The organism is Methylobacter sp. BBA5.1, assembly GCF_000746145.1.
Lineage (GTDB): Bacteria > Pseudomonadota > Gammaproteobacteria > Methylococcales > Methylomonadaceae > Methylobacter > Methylobacter marinus.
Genome location: NZ_JQKS01000023.1, coordinates 93,354 through 104,502, shown reverse-complemented (window position 1 = coordinate 104,502; position 11,149 = coordinate 93,354). Strand labels below are relative to the sequence as shown.

The window sequence follows — 11,149 nt, the reverse complement described above, 5'->3', positions numbered from 1 at the left end:
CGAAACGCAAACCTTCCTCCATCGCAATTGGTGAAATCAGTTTCACTTCAACAGCGATGTTATCGCCAGGCATGACCATTTCCACACCTTCTGGCAACGTAACCGCCCCAGTCACATCCGTGGTTCTGAAATAGAACTGTGGACGGTATCCATTAAAAAATGGCGTATGGCGACCGCCCTCATCTTTGGACAGAACGTAAATTTCTGCATTGAAGTGTGAATGTGGCTTGATGGTGCCTTTATGCGCCAACACCTGCCCCCGCTCCACTTCATCTCTTTTTGTGCCTCTTAACAACACACCGACGTTATCACCCGCCTGCCCTTGATCCAGCAATTTACGGAACATCTCAACACCGGTACAGGTCGTGGTAACGGTCGGTCTGATACCGACAATTTCAACTTCCTGCCCTACTTTGATAATGCCACGCTCAACACGACCGGTTACTACCGTACCCCGACCTGAAATTGAGAATACATCTTCGATCGGCATCAGAAACGCACCATCTACCGCTCTTTCCGGCTCAGGAATATAGCTATCCAGCGCTTCCACCAATTTAATAACCGAGGGCACACCAATTTCACTGGCATCACCTTCCAAGGCTTTTAATGCAGAACCTACGATAATCGGTGTATCATCGCCAGGGAACTCATACATATCCAGCAATTCCCTGATTTCCATTTCAACCAGTTCAATCAACTCCGCATCATCAACCATGTCCGCCTTGTTCAGGAAGACCACGATGTAAGGCACGCCAACCTGTCTGGACAACAGAATGTGCTCTCTGGTTTGCGGCATGGGACCGTCTGCAGCCGAACAAACCAGAATAGCGCCATCCATTTGCGCTGCACCGGTAATCATATTCTTCACATAGTCAGCATGGCCCGGACAATCCACATGCGCATAGTGTCGCGTAGCTGATTCATATTCTACGTGCGAAGTGGCAATAGTAATACCACGCGCTCTTTCTTCAGGTGCATTATCAATCTGATCAAAGGCTTTGACTTCTCCACCTTGCAATTCAGCCATTACTTTAGTCAAGGCTGCTGTCAGTGTGGTTTTGCCATGATCAACGTGACCGATGGTGCCTACGTTTACATGTGGCTTGCTACGTGAAAATTTTTCTTTAGCCATTAAATACACCTTTAACAATCAACACTACAACTGGAGCCCATAACCGGATTTGAACCGGTGACCTCTTCCTTACCAAGGAAGTGCTCTACCTACTGAGCTATATGGGCCTGTCACAGAAAATTTGGAGCGGGTGATGGGAATCGAACCCACGTGATCAGCTTGGAAGGCTGGAGTTCTACCATTGAACTACACCCGCAGATTTCTTATAAATAGATGGTGGAGGGGGGAGGATTCGAACCTCCGAAGGTAGAACCGGCAGATTTACAGTCTGATCCCTTTGGCCGCTCGGGAACCCCTCCGATATCGGATAAGCTGACTATTATCTTGCAAGAAAGATAATCTGTCAACTATTTATTTAAGTTTATTACTTATGAATGCAAACCATTCATTACTGTCGCCATATCACCAACGACCAGTTTATCTACATAATTAATGCTTAAATCAATTGCAGATTTAATTAATCCCCATTCATTTTTTGAGGGGACTGACAACACATAGTCAACAACAGCGCATCCAACTACAGGACGACCAATGCCTATTCTCAATCGATAAAAATCTTTCGAGCCCAGATGAGCCATAATATCTTTTAACCCATTATGACCACCATGACCACCACCAGCCTTAAGCCTTACAATACCAGCGTTCAAGTCTAACTCATCATGAACAACCAGAATCTCTTCTGCAGCCAACTTATAATACCGCGCAACCTTACCTACAGATTGTCCGCTAAGATTCATAAAGACACCCGGCTTTAAAAGCATTACCTTTTCAGCAGCAATAAGAGCCTCTGAAAACATCCCCTGAAACCTAGGTTCATTTAACCAAACACACCCCAACTCAGAAGCCAGAACATCTAAAAACAAAAACCCAGCATTATGCCGGGTTTTTTCGTATTGCCGCCCCGGATTTCCCAGGCCAACTATAAGCTTAATCACTTTCTTATTCTGAAGCCTCTTCAGAAACTTCTTCTTCCTTACTGGTTTTTGAAGCCATCATCGATACAACAGGAAGATCGTGCTCCGGACCTTGCGCCAACGCAATAATTTCCACACCTGCCGGCAAAACCAGATCAGAAAGATGAACCGACTCGCCAATATCTAAATTTGCCAGATTCACCTCAATATACTCTGGCAGAGCCGCAGGTAAGCATGACACTTCCACGTCAACCATTGAATGAGTAGCAACCCCGCCCTTCTTTCCACCAACGGAAGTATCTTCGTTGATAAAATGCAAAGGAACATGCACCTTTAGAGATTCCGACATGCTGACACGCATAAAATCCAAGTGCAAAACCTGAACTTTAGCAGGATGACGCTGAACACCTTTTAAAATAGCCTTCTCTTTCTTTCCATCGATTGTAACATCAAGAACATGTGAATAAACCGCCTCATGAGCAAGATGCTTGACAACCTCATTATGACTCAACACCAACATTTGAGGCTCACCATGCCCACCGTATATTACCGCAGGCACATTACCTTGACGACGCACGCTTCTAGCTGCGTTTTTACCTGACTGCTTACGACTTTCGGCAACAAACTCAAATACGTTAGACATTTTTCCTCTCAACTCCGCGCCTTCTCAAGCACAAAAAAATTATATCAATCTACATAAAGCGAACTGACTGACTCACCCACCGCTATGCGCCTAATAGTTTCAGCCAACATCTCAGCAACACTCAACTGCCTTATCTTTCCCAGGCTAATAGCCTCTTCACTCAATGGTATAGTATCAGTAACCACCAACTCATCAAGCTCTGAACCATAGAGATTTTTCATAGCCTTCCCAGAAAGAACCGCATGCGTACAGTAAGCAACCACTTTTATTGCCCCATGCTTTTTCAGTGCATCCGCCGCATGACACAGAGTCCCTGCAGTATCAACCAAATCATCAATCAAGACACAAGTGCGCCCATTAACATCACCGATAATATGCATAACCTCCGCAACATTAGCTTTTGGTCTGCGTTTATCAATAATTGCTAAATCCGCATCATCCAGTCGCTTAGCCAGCGCACGCGCCCTAACCACGCCACCCACATCCGGCGAGACCACAATCAAGTCCTTATACTTCTGCCGCCAAACATCACCAAGGAGAATAGGCGATGAATATACGTTATCAACTGGTATATCAAAAAAACCCTGAATCTGGTCAGCGTGCAAATCAACAGTCAATACCCTACTTGCACCCGCCTGCTCAATCATTTTAGCAACCAGCTTAGCACTAATAGGCACTCGCGCTGACCGAGACCTCCTATCCTGCCGTGCATAGCCATAATAAGGCATGACAGCGGTAATCCGTGATGCGGACGCTCTCTTGAGCGCATCAATCATCACTAGCAATTCCATTAAGTTTTCATTGGTAGGAGAACAGGTGGGCTGAATGACGAAAACATCTTTACCACGGACATTTTCCTCTATCTCTACCGCAACCTCACCGTCGCTAAATCTACCGACGGTAGCCATGCCGAGGCGCATATTGAGCTTTCTAACTATCCCTTCAGACAAAGCCAGGTTAGCATTTCCAGAAAACACCATCATAGAGGTGTCACTCATTCAAGCACTCCCAAACTGAAATTTAACTTAGCGGAGGTAAATGGCTGGGCCGCAAGGATTCGAACCTTGGTATGCGGAGATCAAAACCCCGTGCCTTACCGCTTGGCGACGGCCCAATAATCAAGATATATACTTACCAAACTTCAGCTTTGAAAACAAAGGCGACTCATTGACCCCTTTAGCCAGATAGACCTGCCACTTATCTCGAAGAGAATCACAGGCACTGATCGCAGCAATTTCCGAATCAAACAGTGCAAAAACACAAGCCCCCGTCCCGGTTAGCCTTGCCTCAGAATATCTAGACAAACCAACCAAAGCATCTTTAACAGACTGGTAACGCTTACGGACAGCATCAAGACAATCATTTTGGTGCTGACCTGCTATAAAGTCGTTTATTGTGATCGATTTGCTATTCCGTGTCAAATCTTTTGCCAAAAATATTTCTTTTGTATTCACATGACAATCAGGTTTAATAATAACAACCCATTGTTCTGGGATATTTATTTTTTCAAGCCTTTCACCAACCCCTTCCGCCCATGAAGAATATCCATACAAAAACGCTGGCACGTCCGCACCCAAGGACAACCCTAATTTCATTAATTTGTCAGCCGGTAACCTTAGTCCCCACAACTCATTCAGTACAATTAAAGTAGTAGCCGCATCAGAACTGCCACCACCCAGGCCACCCCCCATAGGCAAATTTTTTTCTACTTGAATGCATACTCCACGAGCATACCCGGTTTCTGCTTTTAGCAGATTGGCCGCTCTAATCGTTAAATCATCTTCTTCTGGAACACCGGGGATCGCTTTATACAAACTCACTCGTTCGTTATCAACTGAATGAAATGTTATCCAATCGCATAAATCCACAAACTGAAACACGGTCTGCAATAAATGATATCCATCATCTCTTTGACCAATAATTCTCAACATTAAATTGATTTTTGCCGGCGCAGGCCATCTCTCCGCCCATGCGGACTGACTACTTTGCTTTTGCGTCATTTAAATTCCATTGATCTACGATTAACTTTAACTTGACCTGATTATTCGTTATTGTAATTTTGCGCGGCATAATTTCATCGCTGGCACGCTGCATTTCTTTATATTCACTTTGCCAACCTGCCTGCTTAAAACCATTACCGGTCTCCTCAAATTTTCTGGAAGGCTCGGGCAAACCAACCACCCAATAACGCAATGAATGCACAGGCACAAACATGCCCAACTGTTGATTAATAAACTCTTCCGAATGCGCCGAAGATTCCACCTTACCATCACCACGATCTAAAATAACGAAGTCATCTAGTAACCGAATATACATGGCGCCCTGCCCTAAAGGCCCAGATAACCTTATCTTATCCTCGCCCGGAGCGTGCACCCAACTTATATTTGCCGACCAAGAATCATTCACCCCGGATACCGCCAACCGCCCATCAAATGCCCATTGCTTTAGCTCATAAAGATGTGCTTTTGCAGCTCTTGAATAATATGCACCAGGCTCGACAGGCACAACCGTACAGGACGGCATCAGCAAAACCAGGCAACTGAAAACAAGCAGTTTTCCCTTAAAATATGACACGATTATTCCGCAGCATTTAATATTCTTTTTTGAAAATCCAATAGACTTTCATCTTTGGGTGCATCTTTAATTGCTTTAGTAAATATTTTCCTGGCCTCAACCTTTCTATTCATAAACCATAAAACTTCAGCAAGATGCGCAGCTATCTCGCCCTCCTGCTGCTTGTCGTATGCCTGCTGAAGATAAAGCAAAGCTTGCTTGACATCTCCCTGCTTGAACTTCAACCACCCATAGCTATCCATGATCACTGCTTCATCAGGCTTCAGCCTGAGCGCTTGCTCCAGATATTTCTCCGCTTCTGCATAACGATCAGTTTTCTCCACCAGGGTATATCCCAAAGCATTTAGCGCTTCTGCATTATCAGGATCTTCGCTTAATATTTTCTTTAGATCGGCCTCTAATATTTCTAATTGATTGAGCCGCTCAGCCATCAATGCCCGGCTATATAACAATTCTTTCTGATCAGGCATAATCGCCAACGCATCAGTTAACAAATCAAATGCTTGCTCATAACGCTTTTGCTGACTGTACAGCTCTGCCTGTATAAGAATGAGGCGTAGCTTTTGCTTTGGAAATTGACTCTGCAACACATCTAATCGAGAGCTCGCTTCATCAAATTGATTATCTTTTGCTAGCAATGAAATTGCAGAAATTGCCGCCTCAAAGACAAACGGCCCATCCTTTACTTTATCAAACCAAGCCAGCGCCTTTTCGGTATTCCCGCGCTTTTCTTCCATTTTTCCCAAATAGAAACTAGCTTGAGAGTGCCACTCAGGCTGGTCCACTAGTTTTTTGAAAATCTCCTCAGCCTTACTCTCTCTGTCCAATTGCAAATTTATCAATGCCAAGGCAAACTGGCTTTCAGCATCTTTTGGATTTGCCGCGATCACAGCTTGATAAACATCTCCCGCCTCTTCGTATTTTGCCTCTTTAATCAGAACCTGAGCCAACAGCTTTTTAATTTTGTTGTTTTCCGGATATTTAGCGGAAGCCTTCTCCAAAAGCGCAACCGCTTTATTTAATTCACCTGAAAACACGGCTATCTGGGCCTGAAATATCTGTGCCTTATCCCAGTCTGGCTGTACATCTAAGGCCTGCTGTATCTTCATTTCAGCCAGATCACTATTTTTCATTTGCATAGCTAATAATGATTGTACAAAATAAATTACAGCTTGGTCCTGATGCCGCAAAACCAATGAATCCAACACATCGTACTGAAAGGCAACCTTATTCTCTTTTTCCAGCACAGACCCCAATTCCAGCATGGAACTCTCAAAACCGGCAGGGTCAATAATCAGCAATTTATCCAAATGCTCAATAGCAGCTTGTTTATCACCTGACCTTAAAGCTGATAATGCAGCAATTTTTCTGGCAGTCATATTGTCAGGATCCTGAGCCAGCCATAAGGAAATGGCCTCCTTCGTTTTATCACTATCTTTCATGTACATAGCAATCTTTGCAGCTCTTTCAGCAAACCGCGGATCCTGGACCCGCTTGGCGGCCTCCATATAGCCTTCCAGCGCAATCTCGTACTGCCCTCTTTGCCCCGCAAGCTCTGCCGTCAACAACATATACAGCACGTCAGGATCGATATCCGTTTTTGTATCGCTAGACTGACCCTCTCCCTTTACCTGGGATATTCTGACCGGCTTAACGAATTCTTCCTGCGCATTTTGTTTAGCGGGTGCGGCGCAACCATTAAGCAAGACCAGAGTTAGCACTGAAAACAATCTAAAAATTACCACGCAATCGTCCTATTTATCACTCAATACATATAAGCTATAGATTATCAGAAAAACCAGTTGATTCGGACAGCTGATTTATTCCATTTGGATAAAGCTATTATATTTCTTAGAATACATCCACATAATATACTTTGAATTTTCCTAAACGCCATCGGCTCTCAGTAAACTTGTAAAGCTGTGGACGCGCTGGCTAAAGCAAAGTTCCTGTCCGCCCAAGTCAGCGTCAGGATAAAAAGATCACTGTATAAAAATATTATTATAATGTTATAAAATATACTAACTCTTAACCATCAACACCATGACACTTCTTGCAGTAGGGATTAATTACAATACCGCGCCGGTTTCCATCCGGGAGCGCCTGGCATTCCCTGCCGAAATCCTGGGATCATCACTATTGGAGCTATGGAAGCTGAAAGACATCAGTGAAGCCGCGATTCTTTCAACCTGTAACCGAACCGAGTTTTACTGCAAATCAACCACGGCAAACAAACAGACCCTGATTGATTGGGTTGCCAAAAGCAGAAACATTAATCCTGCTGAATTTACACCCTACCTTTACTGCCATACTGATAGTCAGTTAATTCGACACATGTTTCGGGTAGCATGCGGCCTGGATTCAATGATACTAGGCGAACCACAAATTCTCGGTCAAATGAAAACGGCCTACCAGACCGCTTATGAAGCTGGAACTTTAGGTAAACAGTTAGGCAAATTATTTCAGCACACGTTTTCAGCCGCCAAAAAAGTCCGCACCGATACCGCCATCGGTTCCAGCCCGGTCTCGGTCGCTTTTGCAGCAGTCCAATTGGCACAGCAAATTTTTGACAAGCTCAGCGAGCAGACCGCCTTGCTGATCGGAGCTGGAGAAACCATCGAATTGGCGGCTCGCCACCTGTCACAACAGGGCATAGGCCGCATTATTGTTGCCAATCGCACATATGATAAAGCTCACACCTTAGCTTCGCAGTTTAACGGTTATGCCATTGCCTTATCCGAATTGCCCACACACTTGGCCGAAGCGGACATTGTTATCTCATCGACAGCCAGTCAATTGCCCATTCTTGGCAAGGGTCGCGTTGAAAGCGCGATTAAAAAACGCAAGCACAAGCCTATATTCATGGTGGATCTGGCTGTTCCGCGCGACATTGAAGCTGAAGTCGAACAACTCAGTGATGTGTATCTTTACACGATTGACGACCTGCAAAATACCATCGACCAGAACATGAACTCGCGCCGCCAGGCGGCCGAACAGGCAGAAGAAATCATCGACACGCAGGTTGGCTACTTTTTAGCCTGGTTACGGTCACAAGGCGCTCAGTCGACAATCCGAGACTATCGCAGCCAAGCGGAACGAACACGTGATGAAGCCCTGCAAAAAGCGTTAGCGCTACTGAAAAATGGCATTCCACCCGAAGAAGTACTGAATCGGCTTGCTCACAGCTTGACCAATAAGCTGATTCACACACCCAGCATACAAATCAGAGAAGCCGGCGAGAACGAAAGACACGACTTGGTTGCCGCAGCGCGTGAAATTTTTAAATTGAAAAAAACTCAATGAAATCATCCATACAACATAAACTCGAAAACTTGTGCGAACGCTACGACGAGATTGCAGCATTGCTTTCCGAACCTGAAGTTCAAAACAATCAAAATAAATTTCGCTCGCTAAGCCAGGAGTACGCCCAGATCAACCCGCTCGTGGATTGTTACAAACGTTATCAGAATGCGCAGGAAATGCGAGCATCCGCCAAAGAAATGGCCAATGATAGCGATCCGGAACTCCGAGAAATGGCCAAGGAAGAAGTTATCGACGCTGAAAACCTGATAGAAACTCTGGAACATGAACTGCAAATTCTATTGCTGCCCAAAGATCCCAACGATAACCGCAATATTTTCCTGGAAATCCGAGCGGGAACCGGCGGCGATGAAGCTGCCATATTCTCAGGCGACTTGGCTCGCATGTATCAACGTTACGCCGAAAGACAAGGCTGGAAAACCGAAATTATCAGCGAAAGCCCCGGCGATCACGGTGGCTACAAAGAAATCATCCTCCGTGTTTCCGGACAGGACGTGTACTCTCAGCTAAAATTCGAATCCGGAGCGCACCGCGTGCAACGCGTGCCTGAAACCGAATCGCAAGGGAGAATCCACACCTCCGCCTGCACGATTGCCGTCATGCCCGAAGCCGAGGAAATCGATGCCATCGATATCAACCCGGCCGACCTGCGCATCGACACCTTCCGCTCCTCCGGCGCTGGCGGACAGCACATTAATAAGACCGAATCAGCTATACGCATTACACATATTCCGTCCGGGGTCGTGGTCGAATGCCAGGACGAACGCTCTCAACACAAAAACCGCGCCAGAGCGATGTCCTTGCTGCAATCACGTCTATTGTCCGCCGAACAGGAAAAACACCATGCCGAACAGGCAGCGACGCGAAAACTGCAAGTCGGCAGCGGCGATCGCTCCGAGCGTATTCGCACTTATAACTATCCGCAAGGCAGGATAACCGATCACAGAATCAATTTGACTCTTTATAAACTTGACGACATTATGCAGGGTGGCCTGGAACAGGTCATTCAGCCACTGATCAGCGAGCACCAGTCCGAACTGTTGACTCAACTGGGCGAAGACTAAAGAGACTGTGGAAGAATGAGTGAAAACGTCATAAAAAGCCTCATTCACCACTAAGATCACGAAGAGCACTAAGAAGAAAATTAAATTAATCAATACCGTAAGACTTCGTGCTCTTCTTGATTAAATCCTTATAAATTAAATATTTTCACACTCTCTAAACTGAATGCACAGCATTAAATCCGCGCTGGCAGAATCCGCCAGTACATTAGCCTCCATCTCCGAATCCGCTTTACTGGATGCCGAAATATTACTATGCCAAGTGCTTCAAAAAGACCGCTCCCATCTGCGCGCCTGGCCCGACAAACAATTGGAAGCGACACAACTGAAACAGTTTAAGGCACTGATTGAAGAGCGACGAAAGGGCATGCCTGTTGCTTACCTCACTGGTCACCGGGAGTTCTGGTCACGCGACTTTCAGGTCACGCCTGATGTCCTGATTCCGCGTCCGGATACCGAATTGCTAATTGAACTCAGCCTGCAACTGATACCACCCAACCAACCCGCCAAACTCATGGACCTGGGCACCGGCTCCGGCATTATCGCTATCACACTGGCCGCCGAACGCCCTCATGCTCAGGTCATAGCGACCGACTTCAGTCCGGCCGCACTGGAAATAGCGAAGCGTAATGCCAAACTCCATCACATCACCAACATCCGATTTCAGCAGAGCGACTGGCTTGACAATGTGCCCGATGCACAGTTCGACCTGATAGTCAGTAATCCGCCCTATATTGCTGAAGATGACAGCCATCTGCAGGAAGGCGATGTCCGATTTGAACCACAAACAGCCCTGATCGCCGCCCAGCATGGCCTTCAAGCCATCCAGACCATAGTCAACAGCGCTTGCAGCCGTTTGAAAACACACGGGCATCTACTCATAGAGCACGGCTATAATCAGCAACGGCTAGTGCAAACTATTTTTCAAGACCTGCATTATGATAAGGTACACACCTATCAGGACTTATCCGGACAGCCGCGTGTGACATACGGTCAATGGAATTCGTAGGATTCAGCCGACTTTAACTTTTACCTTATGACCATCAATTATGCTTCAAGAAGAAATCCACATCCCGCGCAAAATTACCAATCAATTATTGCATCTTGCACAACAATCTCCCGATCAGGAAGTCTGCGGGCTTATCAGCAGTAAAAATGGCCTGCCAGCTCGTTGCTATCCAATAAACAATGTCGCAGAACAGCCTGGGCAGCGCTTTCAACTCGATGCATCGCAGCAAATTGCCGCCATGGCCAGCATGCGCAATCAGGGCGAAGAGCTTTTCGCCATTTATCATTCGCACCCGACCGCACCGGCTCAGCCTTCTTCCGCCGACCTGGAACTAGCCGCTTATCCAGATGCGGTGTATTTGATCATTTCATTGAACACAAAAGGTATTTTAGAACTGCGCGGCTTTAGGATAGAACATAAAATCGCGCGGGAAGTTGCGATGGCATTGAGCGAAGACTAAAATTTGCTCAACGCCCGTGCGCATTCTGATTTTAC

At 46.0% G+C, this 11,149-nt stretch carries 11 protein-coding genes and 4 tRNA genes; 4 read left to right on the top strand and 11 right to left on the bottom strand.

The window, feature by feature from the left end; translation table 11 throughout:
• From tuf to EK22_RS15010, 11 genes are all read right to left on the bottom strand, one after another.
• A partial coding sequence (gene tuf, locus EK22_RS15060; protein WP_036252299.1) for an elongation factor Tu occupies positions 1-1,132 on the bottom strand: 1,132 nt, incomplete at its 3' end.
• 31 nt (positions 1,133-1,163) lie between these two features.
• Positions 1,164-1,239, bottom strand: a tRNA-Thr gene (locus EK22_RS15055).
• Positions 1,240-1,254: 15 nt separating this feature from the next.
• Positions 1,255-1,328 (bottom strand) — tRNA-Gly (locus EK22_RS15050).
• An 18-nt stretch (positions 1,329-1,346) separates the two neighbouring features.
• A tRNA-Tyr gene (locus tag EK22_RS15045) sits at positions 1,347-1,431 on the bottom strand.
• 69 nt (positions 1,432-1,500) lie between these two features.
• Positions 1,501-2,067, bottom strand: a complete 567-nt coding sequence (pth, locus tag EK22_RS15040) for an aminoacyl-tRNA hydrolase (RefSeq protein ID WP_020159191.1) — start codon at positions 2,065-2,067, stop codon at positions 1,501-1,503.
• A gap of 4 nt (positions 2,068-2,071) precedes the next feature.
• A complete protein-coding gene (locus EK22_RS15035) occupies positions 2,072-2,689 on the bottom strand; it encodes a 50S ribosomal protein L25/general stress protein Ctc (RefSeq protein WP_020159190.1) in 618 nt (205 codons plus the stop codon).
• A gap of 44 nt (positions 2,690-2,733) precedes the next feature.
• A complete protein-coding gene (locus tag EK22_RS15030; RefSeq protein WP_288053997.1) occupies positions 2,734-3,672 on the bottom strand; it encodes a ribose-phosphate diphosphokinase in 939 nt (312 codons plus the stop codon).
• Positions 3,673-3,728: 56 nt separating this feature from the next.
• Positions 3,729-3,803 (bottom strand) — tRNA-Gln (locus EK22_RS15025).
• Positions 3,804-3,807: 4 nt separating this feature from the next.
• Positions 3,808-4,689, bottom strand: a complete 882-nt coding sequence (ispE, locus tag EK22_RS15020) for a 4-(cytidine 5'-diphospho)-2-C-methyl-D-erythritol kinase (protein ID WP_036252297.1) — start codon at positions 4,687-4,689, stop codon at positions 3,808-3,810.
• Positions 4,670-5,263, bottom strand: a complete 594-nt coding sequence (gene lolB / locus EK22_RS15015; protein ID WP_036252294.1) for a lipoprotein insertase outer membrane protein LolB — start codon at positions 5,261-5,263, stop codon at positions 4,670-4,672. The genes ispE and lolB overlap by 20 nt, the downstream gene beginning before the upstream one ends.
• Positions 5,264-5,265: 2 nt before the next feature.
• Positions 5,266-7,008: a tetratricopeptide repeat protein gene (locus EK22_RS15010; RefSeq protein WP_036252292.1), complete on the bottom strand. Its 1,743-nt coding sequence runs from the start codon at positions 7,006-7,008 to the stop codon at positions 5,266-5,268.
• Between the two features lie 298 nt (positions 7,009-7,306).
• On the opposite strand from EK22_RS15010, the gene hemA reads away from it, so the two are divergent.
• The 4 genes from hemA (at position 7,307) to EK22_RS14990 (ending at position 11,114) form a co-directional block, all read left to right on the top strand.
• Positions 7,307-8,566, top strand: coding sequence for a glutamyl-tRNA reductase (hemA, locus tag EK22_RS15005; protein WP_027147245.1), 1,260 nt, complete (start codon positions 7,307-7,309; stop codon positions 8,564-8,566).
• Complete coding sequence (gene prfA / locus EK22_RS15000; protein WP_020159184.1) at positions 8,563-9,648, top strand: peptide chain release factor 1; 1,086 nt, start codon at positions 8,563-8,565, stop codon at positions 9,646-9,648. Before hemA ends, prfA begins: the two co-directional genes overlap by 4 nt.
• A 163-nt stretch (positions 9,649-9,811) precedes the next feature.
• Positions 9,812-10,654: a peptide chain release factor N(5)-glutamine methyltransferase gene (prmC, locus tag EK22_RS14995; RefSeq protein ID WP_020159183.1), complete on the top strand. Its 843-nt coding sequence runs from the start codon at positions 9,812-9,814 to the stop codon at positions 10,652-10,654.
• 40 nt (positions 10,655-10,694) lie between these two features.
• On the top strand, positions 10,695-11,114 hold the full coding sequence (locus EK22_RS14990; protein ID WP_020159182.1) for a M67 family metallopeptidase: 420 nt from the start codon (positions 10,695-10,697) through the stop codon (positions 11,112-11,114).
• Positions 11,115-11,149 lie beyond the last annotated feature (35 nt).

Coding starts and splice junctions, on each gene's coding strand:
- EK22_RS15035 (WP_020159190.1), bottom strand. CDS start 2,689: ATGTCTAACGTATTTGAGTTTGTTGCCGAAAGTCGTAAGCAGTCAGGT.
- EK22_RS15030 (WP_288053997.1), bottom strand. CDS start 3,672: ATGATGGTGTTTTCTGGAAATGCTAACCTGGCTTTGTCTGAAGGGATA.
- ispE (WP_036252297.1), bottom strand. CDS start 4,689: ATGACGCAAAAGCAAAGTAGTCAGTCCGCATGGGCGGAGAGATGGCCT.
- hemA (WP_027147245.1), top strand. CDS start 7,307: ATGACACTTCTTGCAGTAGGGATTAATTACAATACCGCGCCGGTTTCC.
- prfA (WP_020159184.1), top strand. CDS start 8,563: ATGAAATCATCCATACAACATAAACTCGAAAACTTGTGCGAACGCTAC.
- prmC (WP_020159183.1), top strand. CDS start 9,812: ATGCACAGCATTAAATCCGCGCTGGCAGAATCCGCCAGTACATTAGCC.
- EK22_RS14990 (WP_020159182.1), top strand. CDS start 10,695: ATGCTTCAAGAAGAAATCCACATCCCGCGCAAAATTACCAATCAATTA.